This window comes from Escherichia sp. XD33, assembly GCF_019375075.1.
Taxonomy (GTDB): domain Bacteria; phylum Pseudomonadota; class Gammaproteobacteria; order Enterobacterales; family Enterobacteriaceae; genus Enterobacter; species Enterobacter flexneri_A.
This window is the reverse complement of record NZ_JAENDM010000025.1, coordinates 26227-43376: the sequence shown is the minus strand read 5'-3', so window position 1 is coordinate 43376 and position 17150 is coordinate 26227. Positions and strand designations below refer to the sequence as shown.

General features: G+C 52.6%; 14 protein-coding genes. 9 read left to right on the top strand and 5 right to left on the bottom strand.

The annotated features are described in order from the left end of the window. The first annotated feature begins 28 nt into the window (after positions 1–28). From K0778_RS15500 to fadH, 4 genes are all read left to right on the top strand, one after another. Complete coding sequence (locus tag K0778_RS15500; protein WP_063084606.1) at positions 29–1285, top strand: amino acid permease; 1257 nt, start codon at positions 29–31, stop codon at positions 1283–1285. Positions 1286–1418: 133 nt separating this feature from the next. Further along, positions 1419–2489 (top strand): protein YgjJ, encoded by a 1071-nt coding sequence (gene ygjJ / locus K0778_RS15495; protein WP_000767652.1) that lies wholly within the window; start codon positions 1419–1421, stop codon positions 2487–2489. Between the two features lie 16 nt (positions 2490–2505). After that, entirely contained in the window at positions 2506–4857 is a 2352-nt protein-coding gene (ygjK, locus tag K0778_RS15490) for an alpha-glucosidase (protein WP_000695489.1), read from the top strand. Positions 4858–5282: 425 nt separating this feature from the next. Continuing rightward, the gene (gene fadH / locus K0778_RS15485; RefSeq protein WP_063084607.1) at positions 5283–7301 is read left to right on the top strand and encodes an NADPH-dependent 2,4-dienoyl-CoA reductase; all 2019 of its coding nucleotides are present in this window, start codon (positions 5283–5285) and stop codon (positions 7299–7301) included. A 44-nt stretch (positions 7302–7345) separates the two neighbouring features. Here fadH and higA read toward each other — a convergent pair whose 3' ends face one another. From higA to rlmG, 3 genes are all read right to left on the bottom strand, one after another. Further along, a complete protein-coding gene (higA, locus tag K0778_RS15480) occupies positions 7346–7762 on the bottom strand; it encodes a type II toxin-antitoxin system antitoxin HigA (RefSeq protein WP_000560266.1) in 417 nt (138 codons plus the stop codon). Then, a complete protein-coding gene (higB, locus tag K0778_RS15475) occupies positions 7759–8073 on the bottom strand; it encodes a type II toxin-antitoxin system toxin HigB (RefSeq protein ID WP_000550189.1) in 315 nt (104 codons plus the stop codon). Before higB ends, higA begins: the two co-directional genes overlap by 4 nt. A gap of 283 nt (positions 8074–8356) precedes the next feature. Continuing rightward, positions 8357–9493 carry a 23S rRNA (guanine(1835)-N(2))-methyltransferase RlmG gene (gene rlmG / locus K0778_RS15470; protein ID WP_000018695.1) on the bottom strand — a complete coding sequence of 379 codons (1137 nt, stop codon included), beginning with the start codon at positions 9491–9493 and terminating at the stop codon, positions 8357–8359. An 84-nt stretch (positions 9494–9577) separates the two neighbouring features. Between rlmG and K0778_RS15465 the strand changes: the two genes are divergently transcribed. The 5 genes from K0778_RS15465 (at position 9578) to sstT (ending at position 15023) form a co-directional block, all read left to right on the top strand. Then, positions 9578–10081, top strand: coding sequence for a M48 family metallopeptidase (locus K0778_RS15465; protein WP_001300832.1), 504 nt, complete (start codon positions 9578–9580; stop codon positions 10079–10081). Between the two features lie 76 nt (positions 10082–10157). After that, complete coding sequence (locus K0778_RS15460; RefSeq protein ID WP_000942548.1) at positions 10158–10850, top strand: vancomycin high temperature exclusion protein; 693 nt, start codon at positions 10158–10160, stop codon at positions 10848–10850. 78 nt (positions 10851–10928) lie between these two features. Further along, the gene (locus K0778_RS15455; RefSeq protein ID WP_000617698.1) at positions 10929–11915 is read left to right on the top strand and encodes a Gfo/Idh/MocA family protein; all 987 of its coding nucleotides are present in this window, start codon (positions 10929–10931) and stop codon (positions 11913–11915) included. A gap of 282 nt (positions 11916–12197) precedes the next feature. Next, positions 12198–13163, top strand: coding sequence for a TerC family membrane protein Alx (gene alx, locus K0778_RS15450; RefSeq protein ID WP_001098805.1), 966 nt, complete (start codon positions 12198–12200; stop codon positions 13161–13163). A 615-nt stretch (positions 13164–13778) separates the two neighbouring features. Next, positions 13779–15023, top strand: a complete 1245-nt coding sequence (gene sstT / locus K0778_RS15445; RefSeq protein WP_000211656.1) for a serine/threonine transporter SstT — start codon at positions 13779–13781, stop codon at positions 15021–15023. Positions 15024–15027: 4 nt separating this feature from the next. Here sstT and K0778_RS15440 read toward each other — a convergent pair whose 3' ends face one another. Continuing rightward, a complete protein-coding gene (locus K0778_RS15440) occupies positions 15028–15579 on the bottom strand; it encodes a YgjV family protein (protein WP_000128136.1) in 552 nt (183 codons plus the stop codon). Positions 15580–15661: 82 nt separating this feature from the next. Then, positions 15662–17149, bottom strand: coding sequence for an altronate dehydratase (gene uxaA / locus K0778_RS15435; RefSeq protein ID WP_001199352.1), 1488 nt, complete (start codon positions 17147–17149; stop codon positions 15662–15664). Between the last annotated feature and the right edge of the window lies 1 nt (position 17150).

The window sequence follows — 17150 nt, the reverse complement described above, 5'->3', positions numbered from 1 at the left end:
CTACCCTACTCATTTTCGGAGATGTGTTATGTCTGATACCAAACGTAATACAATCGGCAAATTCGGCTTGCTCTCGCTGACTTTTGCCGCCGTTTACAGCTTTAACAACGTTATCAATAATAATATTGAGCTTGGACTGGCCTCGGCACCGATGTTTTTCCTCGCGACGATTTTTTATTTTATTCCCTTCTGTCTGATCATCGCAGAATTTGTTTCGTTAAATAAAAACTCAGAAGCCGGTGTCTACGCGTGGGTAAAAAGTTCGCTGGGCGGACGTTGGGCATTTATTACTGCCTATACCTACTGGTTCGTAAACCTGTTCTTTTTCACCTCACTGTTGCCGCGCGTTATTGCTTATGCTTCGTATGCCTTCCTCGGATACGAATATATTATGACGCCGGTTGCCACCACCATTATCAGTATGGTGCTGTTCGCCTTCTCCACCTGGGTTTCCACCAACGGGGCGAAAATGTTGGGGCCAATTACCTCCGTCACTTCAACGCTGATGCTGCTGTTAACGCTCTCCTACATTTTACTGGCAGGTACGGCGCTGGTTGGCGGCGTACAGCCTGCTGACGCCATCACCGTTGACGCGATGATCCCGAACTTCAACTGGGCGTTCCTCGGCGTTACCACCTGGATCTTTATGGCCGCAGGTGGCGCGGAGTCCGTCGCTGTGTACGTTAACGACGTCAAAGGCGGTTCGAAATCGTTCGTTAAAGTGATCATCCTCGCCGGGATTTTTATCGGCGTACTGTATTCCGTCTCCTCGGTGCTGATTAACGTCTTCGTCAGCAGCAAAGAGTTGAAATTTACCGGCGGATCGGTGCAGGTATTCCACGGCGTTCCGGCGCGCGCAGCGTGGATCCAGTTCCTGATCGTCATCCCGCTGATGATTATCCCGATGCTCGGTTCCAATACCGTGCAGGATCTGATGAATACTATTATTAATATGACCGCCGCAGCGTCCATGCTTCCGCCGTTATTCATCATGCTGGCTTACCTGAATTTACGCGCCAAATTAGATCACCTGCCACGCGATTTCCGTATGGGCTCCCGCCGCACCGGTATTATCGTTGTTTCAATGCTGATTGCGATATTTGCCGTAGGGTTTGTCGCTTCGACATTCCCGACTGGCGCGAATATTCTGACCATCATTTTTTATAACGTCGGCGGTATTGTTATCTTCCTTGGCTTTGCGTGGTGGAAATACAGTAAATATATAAAGGGATTAACGGCTGAAGAGCGCCATATTGAAGCGACGCCAGCCAGCAATGTTGATTAAGCAGAATAATAAAAAATGAGCAGGCATTTTCCCTCTTCCTGGATGAGGAGAGGGAAAATAGTTTCTGCCTTTATATTTTTATAATTACAACGATAAAAGGCTGTACTTTTTCTTTAGCTCATGGATTAACACAATGAAATTAATCACTGCACCATGCAGAGCATTACTTGCTCTGCCGTTTTGCTACGCCTTTTCTGCGGCAGGAGAAGAAGCACGTCCGGCAGAACATGACGACACAAAAACACCCGCAATTACCTCGACATCTTCTCCTTCATTTCGTTTTTACGGCGAATTAGGGGTTGGTGGATATATGGATTTAGAGGGTGAGAATAAACATAAATACAGCGACGGTACCTATATTGAAGGTGGCCTGGAGATGAAGTACGGCTCCTGGTTCGGCCTGATTTACGGCGAAGGCTGGACCGTGCAGGCCGACCACGACGGCAATGCCTGGGTGCCAGACCATAGCTGGGGTGGTTTCGAGGGCGGAATTAACCGTTTCTATGGCGGTTATCGTACCAATGATGGCACCGAAATCATGCTCAGTCTGCGTCAGGATTCCTCGCTGGATGACCTGCAATGGTGGGGCGATTTCACCCCCGATCTGGGCTACGTCATTCCCAATACCCGCGACATTATGACTGCGCTGAAGGTACAGAACTTAAGCGGCAACTTTCGTTATAGCGTCACCGCGACTCCTGCCGGACATCATGATGAAAGCAAAGCCTGGCTACATTTTGGCAAATACGATCGCTATGACGACAAATACACCTATCCGGCAATGATGAACGGTTACATCCAGTATGACCTTGCCGAAGGCATCACCTGGATGAACGGTCTGGAAATCACCGACGGCACAGGACAGCTCTATCTCACGGGCCTGCTAACTCCTAACTTTGCCGCTCGCGCCTGGCACCATACCGGACGCGCCGACGGGCTGGACGTACCGGGAAGTGAAAGTGGGATGATGGTGAGCGCCATGTATGAAGCGTTAAAGGGCGTTTATCTCTCCACCGCTTACACCTACGCCAAACATCGCCCTGACCACGCTGACGATGAAACCACCTCTTTCATGCAGTTTGGTATCTGGTACGAATACGGCGGCGGACGTTTCGCCACGGCTTTTGATAGCCGCTTCTACATGAAAAATGCCTCTCACGATCCCAGCGACCAAATCTTCCTGATGCAATATTTCTACTGGTAATAAGGACTGTAATTTCATGAAAATAAAAACTATTTTAACGCCAGTAACCTGCGCTCTGCTGATAAGTTTTTCCGCCCATGCCGCTAACGCCGACAATTATAAAAACGTGATTAACCGTACTGGCGCGCCGCAGTACATGAAGGATTACGATTACGACGATCACCAGCGTTTTAATCCGTTTTTCGATCTCGGAGCCTGGCATGGTCATCTGTTGCCAGACGGCCCTAACACCATGGGCGGCTTTCCGGGCGTTGCGCTGCTGACGGAAGAGTACATCAACTTTATGGCCAGCAATTTCGACCGCCTGACCGTCTGGCAGGACGGCAAGAAAGTCGACTTTACGCTGGAGGCATACAGTATTCCCGGTGCGCTGGTGCAAAAACTGACAGCAAAAGATGTGCAAGTCGAAATGACTCTGCGCTTCGCCACGCCGCGCACGTCACTACTGGAAACCAAAATCACCAGCAATAAACCGCTGGATCTGGTGTGGGACGGCGAACTGCTGGAAAAACTGGAAGCGAAAGAAGGGAAACCGCTTTCCGATAAAACCATTGCTGGCGAATACCCTGACTATCAGCGCAAAATCAGCGCCACCCGTGATGGCCTGAAAGTCACCTTTGGCAAAGTGCGCGCCACCTGGGATCTGCTGACCTCCGGCGAATCGGAATATCAGGTGCATAAATCCCTGCCGGTGCAGACTGAAATCAACGGTAATCGCTTTACCAGTAAGGCGCATATCAACGGTTCGACCACGCTCTACACCACCTATTCCCATCTGCTGACCGCTCAGGAAGTTAGCAAAGAGCAAATGCAGATCCGCGATATTCTGGCGCGTCCGGCGTTTTATCTCACCGCCTCGCAGCAACGCTGGGAAGAATACCTGAAGAAAGGGTTAACCAATCCGGATGCGACGCCGGAACAGACGCGCGTCGCGGTGAAAGCGATCGAAACGCTCAACGGTAACTGGCGCTCACCGGGCGGTGCGGTGAAATTTAACACCGTTACACCGTCGGTGACCGGGCGCTGGTTCTCCGGCAATCAGACCTGGCCGTGGGATACCTGGAAGCAGGCGTTTGCGATGGCGCATTTCAATCCGGACATCGCCAAAGAGAATATCCGCGCGGTCTTCTCCTGGCAGATCCAGCCTGGCGATAGCGTGCGTCCGCAGGATGTGGGCTTTGTCCCCGACCTGATAGCGTGGAACCTTAGCCCCGAGCGTGGTGGCGATGGCGGCAACTGGAACGAACGTAATACCAAACCCAGCCTTGCCGCCTGGTCGGTGATGGAAGTGTATAACGTCACCCAAGATAAAACCTGGGTGGCAGAGATGTACCCGAAACTGGTGGCCTATCACGACTGGTGGTTACGTAACCGCGATCACAACGGCAACGGCGTGCCGGAATATGGCGCGACCCGCGACAAAGCCCACAACACTGAGAGCGGCGAGATGCTGTTTACGGTGAAGAAAGGCAACAAAGAAGAGACGCAGTCTGGGCTGAACAACTACGCCCGCGTGGTGGAGAAAGGCCAGTACGACAGTCTGGAAATTCCGGCACAGGTTGCTGCGTCGTGGGAATCGGGGCGTGATGATGCCGCCGTCTTTGGGTTTATCGACAAAGAACAGTTGGATAAATATGTCGCTAATGGCGGCAAACGTAGCGACTGGACGGTGAAATTCGCCGAAAACCGCAGTCAGGACGGAACGTTGCTGGGCTACTCGCTATTGCAGGAGTCGGTGGATCAGGCCAGCTATATGTACAGCGATAACCATTATCTGGCGGAGATGGCAACCATCCTCGGTAAGCCAGAAGAGGCCAAACGCTATCGCCAGTTGGCACAGCAGCTCGCGGACTACATCAACACCTGTATGTTCGACCCGACTACCCAGTTCTACTATGACGTGCGTATTGAAGATAAACCGCTGGCGAACGGCTGCGCGGGCAAACCGATTGTTGAGCGCGGTAAAGGGCCGGAAGGCTGGTCGCCGCTGTTTAACGGTGCGGCAACGCAGGCCAATGCCGACGCGGTGGTGAAGGTGATGCTCGATCCTAAAGAGTTCAACACCTTTGTCCCGCTGGGAACGGCGGCGTTAACCAACCCGGCTTTTGGCGCGGATATCTACTGGCGCGGGCGCGTATGGGTGGATCAGTTCTGGTTTGGTCTGAAAGGGATGGAGCGTTACGGTTATCGCGATGATGCCCTGAAGCTGGCGGATACGTTCTTCCGGCACGCCAAAGGGTTAACCGCCGATGGACCAATTCAGGAGAATTACAACCCGCTCACTGGCGCGCAGCAAGGGGCACCGAATTTCTCCTGGAGTGCCGCGCATTTGTTTATGTTGTATAACGATTTTTTCCGTAAGCAATAATTTGCAACTGCTGGCGGATGCGGCGTAAACGCCTTATCCGCCCTACATGTGCAATCCTCCTGGCCGGATAAAACGCGGCAAGCGTTGCATCCGGCAACTGCACCGCGCCACTGGCGGATGCGGCGTGAACGCCTTATCCGCCCTACATGTGCGTTCCCGTAGGTCGGATAAGACGCGACAAGCGTCGCATCCGGCATCTGCACCGCGCCACTGGCGGATGCGGCGTGAACGCCTTATCCGCCCTACATGTGCAATCCCCCAGGCCGGATAAAACACGGCAAGCGTCGCATCCGGCGTTACCACCGGGCGTATTCTTTTTGAATCCCATCACAAACCCCGCACTTCCCTTTTCCCTTTTCTCCGGCGACGGCTAAATTAGAACTCATCCGACCACATAACAATTATTTTACATACTGGACAATTTTATGAGCTACCCGTCGCTGTTCGCCCCGCTGGATTTAGGTTTTACCACGTTAAAAAACCGCGTGTTGATGGGCTCAATGCACACCGGGCTGGAGGAATACCCGGACGGTGCCGAGCGGCTGGCAGCGTTTTATGCCGAACGCGCCCGTCACGGCGTGGCGTTGATTGTCAGCGGCGGCATTGCACCAGATTTAACAGGCGTTGGCATGGAAGGCGGTGCAATGCTCAATGACGCCAGCCAGATCCCACACCATCGCACCATTACCGAAGCCGTACATCAGGAAGGCGGCAAAATAGCCCTGCAAATTTTGCATACCGGGCGCTACAGCTACCAACCGCATCTGGTCGCCCCGTCCGCATTGCAGGCCCCCATCAACCGTTTCGTGCCCCATGAGTTAAGCCATGAAGAGATCCTGCAACTGATCGACAATTTCGCCCGCTGCGCGCAACTGGCGCGGGAGGCAGGATACGACGGTGTAGAGGTGATGGGTTCCGAAGGGTATTTGATCAACGAATTTCTGACGCTGCGCACCAATCAGCGTAGTGACCAGTGGGGCGGCGATTACCGCAACCGGATGCGATTTGCCGTAGAAGTAGTGCGTGCGGTGCGCGAACGCGTCGGCAACGACTTCATTATTATCTACCGACTGTCGATGCTCGACCTGGTCGAAGACGGCGGGACTTTTGCCGAAACGGTAGAGCTGGCGCAGGCCATTGAAGCGGCGGGCGCGACCATTATCAACACCGGCATTGGCTGGCATGAAGCACGTATTCCGACCATTGCCACGCCCGTGCCGCGCGGCGCATTTAGCTGGGTCACGCGCAAACTGAAAGGCCACGTCTCGCTGCCGCTGGTAACCACCAACCGGATTAACGATCCGCAGGTTGCCGACGATATTCTCTCGCGCGGCGATGCCGATATGGTATCGATGGCGCGACCGTTTCTTGCTGATGCGGAGCTGCTGTCAAAAGCGCAATCGGGACGAGCCGATGAGATCAACACTTGTATTGGCTGCAATCAGGCCTGTCTCGATCAAATCTTCGTTGGCAAAGTCACCTCGTGCCTGGTGAATCCTCGCGCCTGCCACGAAACCAAAATGCCAATCCTTCCCGCCGTGCAGAAAAAAAATCTGGCGGTGGTCGGTGCGGGACCTGCTGGGCTGGCGTTTGCCATTAACGCGGCGGCGCGTGGGCATCAGGTAACATTGTTTGACGCTCATAGCGAGATTGGCGGGCAGTTTAATATCGCCAAACAGATCCCCGGCAAAGAGGAGTTTTACGAAACGCTGCGCTATTACCGCCGGATGATCGAAGTGACGGGCGTGACGCTAAAACTCAATCACACCGTGACGGCGGATCAGTTACAGGCTTTCGATGAAACGATCCTCGCCAGTGGGATCGTGCCGCGCACTCCGCCCATCGACGGGATCGATCATCCGAAGGTATTGAGTTATCTCGATGTACTGCGCGACAAAGCGCCGGTTGGCAACAAAGTTGCCATCATCGGTTGTGGCGGGATTGGTTTTGATACGGCGATGTATTTAAGTCAGCCGGGCGAATCCACCAGCCAGAATATCGCCGGGTTCTGTAATGAATGGGGGATCGACAGTAGCCTACAACAGGCTGGTGGCTTAAGCCCGCAGGGAATGCAGATCCCCCGTAGCCCACGGCAGATTGTGATGCTCCAGCGCAAAGCCAGCAAACCAGGACAGGGGTTAGGCAAAACCACCGGCTGGATCCATCGCACCACCCTGCTCTCGCGGGGTGTGAAAATGATCCCAGGCGTAAGTTATCAGAAGATTGACGATGACGGGCTGCATGTGGTGATCAACGGCGAAACGCAGGTATTAGTAGTGGACAATGTGGTGATCTGCGCAGGGCAAGAGCCAAACCGCGCGCTGGCGCAACCGCTGATTGATAGCGGGAAAACGGTGCATTTAATTGGCGGCTGCGATGTGGCTATGGAGCTGGACGCACGACGGGCAATTGCCCAGGGAACACGGCTGGCGCTGGAGATTTAAATCGTTATTTGAAGCGCCGGATGCAACGCATCCGGCACGTCGCGTTAATCAATAAACAAGGCGGGAGAAATGCCGAATCGCGTTGCCAATTTTTTAGCGTGTTCCAGCGTTAATTTCCTCTTCCCGCTCAAAACGCGTGACACCATAGATTTACTGCCAATTTCCGGCAGATCGGAAAGGGTTAAACCATATTGATCCATAAGGGTACGAATCACGGCTATACCGCCAGGCATGGCTTGAGCCATGGCATTAAATTCCGCAAATTCGGGCGCTGATTCTTCCCACGCGGTTATTTTGGCACACACCAGATCCAGCAAGGGGTTTTCAGGATCGTTGAGCAGCAGATGATCTACCAGTTCCAGCGCCTGGGTGTATTGTTCCTCGTTCTGAATACCCGCCAGAAAAGGTGCCACAGCAGTTAGCTTTTCTCCTGCTTGCAAGATGTCGGCAATCGCAATCATTTTTTCCCCTTAGTACGATGAACAGCGGTAAAGAAATCGTATTCTTTATGCGTCATAACTTCACGTATGTAGCACTTTTGCGATTCAAAAAAGACCATTGCTACAACACGTAATTCATTGCCCCCAACATTGAAAACATAATGCTTATCCAGATATTTGAAGTTATCCAGAGATGGGAATACTGCTTTTAATGACTCAGGTTTTTTGAAATATCCCTTAGCAATCGTGTTCCCCAGAGCCACCAACTCCGTTTTATGTTGCGGGTATTTTTCCGCAGCATCTTTCAATGCTTTTTGAGTTATCAGGTGCATTCTTCATCACGTCCGTTGACAAATTGGCAATATGATAACATCCGTTGCCAGATTGGCAACGGATGAATTTATCTGTGTGACGGAAGAATAAACGTAGAAAAACGCTAAACAAGAGAATGTAGACGATGGTGACAGGGATTTTTTGTTTTATGGAAGCGCGATTCCAGAACTGGGCAGACATTGCCGGATGCGACGCTTGCCGCGTCTTATCCGGCCTGGAGTAACGTGCTGAACGTAGGCCGGATAAGGCGTTTACGCCGCATCCGGCAGGTAACTCCCAATCTTACCGACGACGTCCCAGCTTCACCGCTTTCAGTACCACAAATTTATTATTCGTCGCAATAGTGGTGCAGTTGCCGAAAATCTTCTTCAGTTTATGGAAGTAATCCAGGTGACGGTTGGCAACGATATACAGCTCGCCGTTGATTTTCAGGCAGCGGCGGGCGTGGTGGAACATCTCCCAGGCGACGTTATCGGTCAGCGCATGTTGTTGGTGAAACGGCGGGTTGCAGAGCACAGCATTAAAGCGGAAAGGCTCCACGCCGGAGAGCGCGTTGTTGATCATAAACTCGCAGCGATCCAACGCCTCTGGCATGTTGGTTTCAACGTTCAAACGGCTGGAAGCAACCGCCATCGGCGATTCATCGACAAACACCACTTTCGCCTGCGGGTTTTTATCAAGCAGCGTCAGACCAATAACGCCATTACCGCAACCGAGATCGACAATCTCCCCTTCGAGATTCTCTGGCAGATGTTGCATAAAGAAGCGCGCGCCGATATCAAGCCCGGTGCGGGAGAAGACATTCGCATGGTTGTGGATAGTCCAGTCAGTACCTTCCAGCTTCCAGCTAACGGTCTGCGGCGCATCGGCCAGCTGCGGTTCATTGAAAGTGCAATTAATCAGGCGCGCTTTTTTCCATGCCAGCGTGGTGGTGGTTGGGCCGAGCACTTTTTCGAACAGTTCCAGCGTGGAAGTGTGAATGTCACGGGCCTTGGCACCGGCAATAATACGTGTATCCGACGTGACCACTTTGCGCAGCGCACGCAGTTGCTGTTCCAGCAATGCCAGTGTTTTCGGCACTTTGATCAGCACCACACCCGGCTGTTGCGGGTAGTCGGCGGTGCTGTCGAGAAACTTCACGCTCGACTCATCAATCCCGTTGAGGCGTAAATTCTCGCGCGTCGCCAGTTCACTGATGTATGAGTCGCCAATGCTGTACGGCTTATGTTCCGCCAGCGCGCAGCTTAACGCACCAAAGGCATCATTCAGGATCAACACCGGGCCGCGGATTTCTGTGTCGTCCAACTGTTGCAGCAAATATTCATCCGCCGCTTCCCACGCCTGTAGCGGGTTAACGTCATCCGTCGCCGGAAAACGTTGTAGTGTCAGTGAACGGAAACCGTTGTCTAAGTGGCTCATCGGCCCTCCTGAATGATAAAATTTCGACATTGCCCCTGAAAAGGGTGCGTGAGTATACCCTTTTTCTCTTTTTCGTGGGCGGTTATGAGCAATCTTACTTATCTTCAGGGTTATCCCGAGCAGCTACTTTCCCAGGTGCGAACACTGATTAACGAACAGCGTCTGGGCGATGTGCTGGCAAAACGCTATCCGGGAACACACGACTACGCCACCGATAAAGCCCTCTGGCAATATACTCAGGATCTGAAAAATCAGTTTCTGCGTAATGCCCCGCCGATCAATAAAGTGATGTATGACAATAAGATCCATGTGCTAAAAAACGCGCTCGGGTTACATACCGCTGTTTCTCGTGTGCAGGGCGGCAAGCTGAAAGCAAAGGTGGAGATCCGCGTCGCTACCGTGTTTCGCAACGCGCCGGAACCGTTTTTGCGCATGATCGTGGTGCACGAGCTGGCGCACCTGAAGGAGAAAGAGCATAACAAAGCGTTTTACCAGTTGTGTTGTCATATGGAACCCCAGTACCACCAGCTTGAGTTCGACACCCGACTGTGGCTAACGCAGTTGTCGCTTGGGCAGGACAAAATCTGAAAATGATGTCAGGCGTTATCTTTTCTTTCTTTAGCGCCTAAAATCGACCTCCCCCCTTTCGTTAAGGATAACGACCATGCTGCGCGCATTTGCCCGCCTTCTTCTCCGTATTTGTTTTTCTCGCCGGACTCTAAAGATTGCCTGCTTACTGTTACTTGTGGCAGGAGCGACCATCCTTATCGCCGATCGCGTAATGGTCAACGCCAGCAAACAGCTGACCTGGAGCGATGTCAACGCCGTTCCGGCGCGTAACGTGGGTTTATTGCTGGGGGCGAGGCCGGGTAATCGCTACTTTACCCGACGTATTGATACCGCAGCAGCGTTGTACCACGCCGGAAAAGTGAAATGGCTGCTGGTAAGTGGCGATAACGGACGTAAAAATTACGATGAAGCATCAGGTATGCAGCAGGCTTTGATCGCTAAAGGCGTACCAGCAAAAGTGATCTTCTGCGACTATGCCGGATTCTCAACGCTGGATTCGGTAGTGCGTGCCAAAAAGGTTTTTGGTGAAAACCATATCACCATTATCTCGCAAGAATTTCATAATCAACGCGCCATCTGGCTGGCAAAACAGTACGGCATCGACGCTATCGGTTTTAACGCGCCAGACCTCAATATGAAGCACGGTTTTTATACTCAACTGCGGGAGAAACTCGCTCGTGTCAGCGCCGTGATTGACGCCAAAATCCTCCATCGCCAGCCGAAATATCTCGGGCCTTCGGTCATGATTGGGCCGTTTAGTGAGCATGGCTGTCCGGCGCAGAAATAATGCGTATCTGCGCACGTCGAAGATGAAAAAGGCGTGCTACATTGACGACAGAATCCCTTTATGGAGTATCCACGCGTTATGATACGTTTCGCTGTGATTGGTACGAACTGGATCACTCGCCAGTTCGTCGAGGCCGCCCATGAGAGCGGTAAATACAAGTTAACCGCCGTATATTCCCGCAGCCTTGAACAGGCCCAGCACTTCGCCAATGATTTTTCTGTCGAGCATCTGTTTACCTCGCTGGAAGCGATGGCGGAAAGCGATGCCATTGACGCGGTGTATATTGCCAGCCCGAATTCCCTGCATTTTTCCCAGACACAACTTTTCCTTAGCCATAAAATTAATGTGATTTGCGAGAAACCGCTGGCGTCGAATCTGGCGGAAGTGGATGCCGCCATTGCCTGTGCGCGGGAAAATCAGGTGGTGCTGTTTGAGGCATTTAAAACCGCCTGCCTGCCGAACTTTCATTTGTTGCGCCAGGCGCTGCCGAAAGTCGGCAAACTGCGGAAAGTCTTTTTCAACTATTGCCAGTATTCCTCGCGGTATCAACGTTACCTGGATGGTGAGAATCCCAACACCTTTAATCCGGCATTCTCTAACGGTTCAATTATGGATATCGGTTTTTACTGTCTGGCGTCGGCGGTGGCGTTATTTGGTGAGCCGAAAAGCGTGCAGGCAACCGCCAGTTTGCTGGCAAGCGGCGTTGACGCCCAGGGCGTGGTGGTGATGGATTACGGTGATTTCAGCGTCACCTTGCAGCACTCAAAAGTCAGTGATTCTGTCCTGGCGAGCGAGATTCAGGGCGAAGCAGGATCGCTGGTGATTGAAAAACTGTCTGAATGCCAGAAAGTGTGCTTCGTGCCGCGTGGCAGCCAAATGCAGGATCTCACCCAGCCGCAGCATATTAATACCATGCTCTACGAAGCAGAGCTGTTCGCTACCCTGGTGGATGAGCATCTGGTGGATCATCCAGGGCTGGCGGTCAGTCGCATCACCGCCAAACTGCTGACCGAGATCCGCCGCCAGACTGGGGTGATTTTTCCGGCAGATAGCGTAAAACTATAATTGCCAAAGTAAAACAGTGTAAAAGGTATGTAACAGACCATTGACTGGCTGAATGGTCTGTCATACTTTGTTACCTGCAAAGGGGAGTAACTTCATTGCCGGTCGATCGTCATTACGATGTGTGAAAAACCACATCCGGTCACCGGGCAACCCGAAAGGAATACGCAGACGTATTCCTTTTTTGTTGTAAGTGAGACCTTGCCGGAAGGCGAGGTCTATGCATAAAAAGCAGCGGCTGACGTCTTCCGACGTTGGCCGTTTTTTTATGTGTAAGGAACTTCTATGAATACTGTCGGCACGCCGTTGCTATGGGGCGGATTCGCTGTTGTTGTCGCCATTATGCTGGCTATCGACCTGTTGTTGCAGGGGCGTCGTGGGGCACATGCCATGACCATGAAACAGGCTGCGGCCTGGTCGCTGGTCTGGGTGACGCTGTCGTTACTGTTTAACGCCGCTTTCTGGTGGTATCTGGTGCAAACCGAAGGTCGCGCCGTTGCCGATCCACAGGCACTGGCCTTTCTCACAGGTTATCTGATTGAGAAATCGCTGGCGGTCGATAACGTCTTTGTCTGGCTGATGTTGTTCAGCTATTTCTCTGTTCCGGCGGCATTACAACGCCGCGTGCTGGTGTATGGCGTGCTCGGGGCGATTGTTCTGCGTACCATCATGATCTTCACTGGCAGCTGGCTAATTTCGCAGTTCGACTGGATCCTGTATATCTTCGGTGCCTTCCTGCTGTTTACCGGCGTGAAGATGGCGCTCGCCCATGAAGATGAATCAGGCATTGGCGACAAGCCGCTGGTGCGCTGGCTACGCGGTCATTTGCGCATGACCGACACCATCGACAACGAGCATTTCTTTGTGCGTAAGAATGGATTGCTGTACGCCACACCGCTGATGCTGGTACTGATTCTGGTGGAATTGAGCGACGTGATTTTCGCCGTGGATAGCATTCCGGCTATCTTCGCCGTGACCACTGACCCGTTCATTGTGCTGACCTCAAACCTGTTTGCGATCCTCGGCCTGCGTGCGATGTATTTCCTGCTGGCGGGCGTAGCAGAGCGTTTCTCGATGCTCAAATATGGCCTGGCGGTGATTCTGGTGTTTATCGGTATCAAGATGCTGATTGTCGACTTCTACCATATTCCAATCGCCGTCTCGCTGGGCGTGGTGTTTGGCATTCTGGTGATGACGTTTATTATCAACGCCTGGGTGAATTATCGGCATGATAAGCAGCGGGGAGAATGATTCGCTGTATATTAAGCCATTCCTAGAGATAACTCATTCCAGACAAAGGTGAGCTATTAATTATGTAATCGGCTTGTAGCTCTTTACAAAAAGACCGCACGGGTGTTGGTGGCGTCAAAATCGCCGAAGCGTTCCCTGGAGGCCGGGGCGACGCGCATGGATGCGCGGCGAGGGCGCATCTTACAGGGACGTTCCCTTGCGCCCGACCCGGTAGCCGCAAGGGATAAGCTGAGGGAATCGCGCAGCGGCGATTTTTTTCGCCAGGGCCTGGGGGTGCAGGGGGCGGCGGCGATTGGCCGCCCCCTGCGCGCTCCCTGCGCCAGTGACTTTATATGGCATAGCACATTAAAGGAGCGCAACCGTTCTCATATTCCAAATAGTTTTGCCCATATGTTATCTAATCAGCCTTAGTAGCCAGTCCTTCCCTCTGTTTATGTCAAACAAATGTAACAATTAAGTTGCAAAACATGACCTCTCTTTAAAATCCAGCATTTTTCGCTTCCCGAAGCTGTAACTTTCCTTATACTCGACCTTGCAAACACTTTGTTACATCCTGAAAGATGCGTCGACAGAACGCACCAGGGATGTGCGACAACACAATGAAAGGATCGAAAAATGACTACGCAACGTTCACCGGGGCTATTCCGGCGTCTGGCTCATGGCAGCCTGGTAAAACAAATCCTGGTCGGCCTTGTTCTGGGGATTCTTCTGGCATGGATCTCAAAACCCGCGGCGGAAGCTGTTGGTCTGTTAGGTACTTTGTTCGTCGGCGCACTGAAAGCCGTTGCCCCCATCCTGGTGTTGATGCTGGTGATGGCATCTATTGCTAACCACCAGCACGGGCAGAAAACCAATATCCGCCCTATTTTGTTCCTCTATCTACTGGGCACCTTCTCTGCTGCTCTGGCCGCAGTAGTCTTCAGCTTTGCCTTCCCTTCTACCCTGCATTTATCCAGTAGCGCGGGTGATATTTCGCCGCCGTCAGGCATTGTCGAAGTGATGCGCGGGCTGGTAATGAGCATGGTTTCCAACCCCATCGACGCGCTGCTGAAAGGTAACTACATCGGGATTCTGGTGTGGGCAATTGGCCTCGGCTTCGCACTGCGTCACGGTAACGAGACCACCAAAAACCTGGTCAACGATATGTCGAATGCCGTCACCTTTATGGTGAAACTGGTCATTCGCTTCGCACCGATCGGTATTTTTGGGCTGGTTTCTTCTACCCTGGCAACCACCGGTTTCTCCACACTGTGGGGCTACGCGCAACTGCTGGTCGTGCTGGTTGGCTGTATGTTACTGGTGGCGCTGGTGGTTAACCCATTGCTGGTGTGGTGGAAAATTCGTCGTAACCCGTTCCCGCTGGTGCTGCTGTGCCTGCGCGAAAGCGGCGTGTATGCCTTCTTCACCCGCAGCTCTGCAGCTAACATTCCGGTGAATATGGCGCTGTGTGAAAAGCTGAATCTGGATCGCGATACCTATTCCGTTTCTATTCCGCTGGGTGCCACCATCAATATGGCGGGCGCAGCAATCACCATTACCGTGTTGACGCTGGCTGCGGTTAATACGCTGGGTATTCCGGTCGATCTGCCCACAGCGCTGCTGTTGAGCGTAGTGGCTTCTCTGTGTGCCTGTGGCGCATCCGGCGTGGCAGGGGGGTCTCTGCTGCTGATCCCACTGGCCTGTAATATGTTCGGTATTTCGAACGATATCGCCATGCAGGTGGTCGCCGTCGGCTTTATCATCGGCGTATTGCAGGACTCTTGCGAAACCGCGCTGAACTCTTCAACTGACGTGCTGTTCACTGCGGCAGCTTGCCAGGCAGAAGACGGTCGTCTGGCAAATAGCGCCCTGCGTAATTAATTGCTTAACCCCTTTCGTCTATGGCGGGAGGGGTTTTCTCTACTTTAAACGGATCAATTCCCCTTTTCTGCATCCGCCAGAAACGGATGATATTCAGGCCATTCATAAGCAGAAAACTACCCTCAATCATCGTGCCGCCTATCGACCCCGCCCAGAAGTTGTGAATCACCCAGCAACACGTTGAAAACCACATTACGCAGCGCATGGTCAGCCCTTTACAGCGGAACAGCGCCCAGGTACTGACAATCGTGCCGATAACCGGCAATAGTTCGACAGGATGATGGAACTTCGCGAGACCAATTCCGCCAGTCAGCACAATAAAAATCGCCATTACCCATAAGCTGCGCGTGCGTAAGGTAATCAATGTACGAATGGCATTAAGGATGGCACTGGCACCAGCGGGATAGGTGCCCAGAAGAAAAAAATGTACGCCAATAACGGCGCTATAGACCGAAAGCTGCTTTTTGAAGCGACGTTCGTCACGATTGAAAAATGTTGTGATACCAATCAGAAAGGCGATGACACCCACGCCCTGGGCCAGCCAATACGCGGTCATGATAAATCCTTATCAGGTATGGAAAAGCAAACGGCGCTTCACATTATGAAACGCCGTTTTTTATTAACAACTCATTTCGACTTTATAGCGTTACGCCGCTTTTGAAGATCGCCAGTTCGCGGAAGTCGTTACGCTCGTTGCAGGTTTGTTTACCGTTGGCAAACTCAACGATGGTGTCGATAAATTCTTCCAGCAACTGCGGCATCGCTTTGCCGTGGATCAGCTGACCCGCGTCAAAGTCGATCCAGTGTTTTTTCTTCGCCGCCAGTTCACTGTTGGTAGCGATTTTCACCGTCGGTACAAAGCCGCCGTATGGCGTGCCACGACCAGTACTGAACAGCACCATATGGCAGCCCGCACCCGCCAGGGCGCTGGTCGCTACGGCATCGTTACCCGGCGCACTTAACAAGTTCAGCCCTGGCGTTTTCAGACGCTCGCCGTAACGCAGCACGTCAACCACGACGCTGGAACCCGCTTTCTGGGTACAGCCAAGTGATTTGTCTTCCAGCGTGGTGATACCGCCCGCTTTGTTCCCCGGCGATGGGTTTTCATAGATCGGCTGATCATGGGCAATAAAGTACTGTTTGAAGTCGTTGACCATGGTGACCAGTTTTTCAAACGTTGCTTCGTCGCGGCAATGGTCCATCAGCAACTGCTCTGCGCCAAACATCTCCGGCACTTCGGTCAGTACGGTAGTACCGCCGTTAGCAATCACGTAGTCAGAGAAACGCCCCAGCATCGGGTTAGCAGTAATACCAGAAAGACCGTCAGAACCACCGCACTCCAGACCAAACTTCAGTTCGCTGAGTTTGCCTGGCTCGCGTTTATCATTGCGCATCACGTTATACAGCTGATGCAAATGCTCGATTCCGGCTTCGATCTCATCATCCTGCTGTTGGCAGATCATGAAATGAACGCGTTCAGGATCGATATCGCCAAGCGTTTCACGGAATGCGGCAACCTGGTTGTTTTCACAGCCCAGACCAATCACCAGCACTGCGCCCGCGTTCGGGTGGCGCACCATGTTTTGCAGCATGGTGCGGGTATTGATGTGATCGTCGCCCAGCTGTGAGCAGCCGTAGGTGTGGCTGAAGAGGAACACGCCGTCAGTACCTTCGGCGTTGTTGGTCTCTTTCAGGAAACGATTTTGGATCTGCCGCGCGATGCCGTTGACACAGCCCACGGTTGGCAGGATCCACAGCTCATTACGCACTCCGACATCGCCGTTAGCGCGACGATAGATCTGCACTTCACGATCTGCCGCTTGCGCAGGCAGATCCTGAAAATCAGGTTGATAGCGATACTGATCCAGATCGCTCAGATTCGTGCGCGTATTGTGGGCGTGAACGTGTTCCCCCGCCGCAATATCCGCCAATGCATAACCAATCGGCAGGCCATATTTGATGACGTTGGCCCCTTTTGCGATATTCGTTAACGCAAATTTATGTCCACGAGCAACATCCTGGCGCAGCCTAACAGTTTGGTTATCGACACTGACTTCTGTGCCTTCAGCCAAATCCGCTAAAGCGACCGCGACGTTATCCAGCGCATGGATCTTGATGTATTGCATA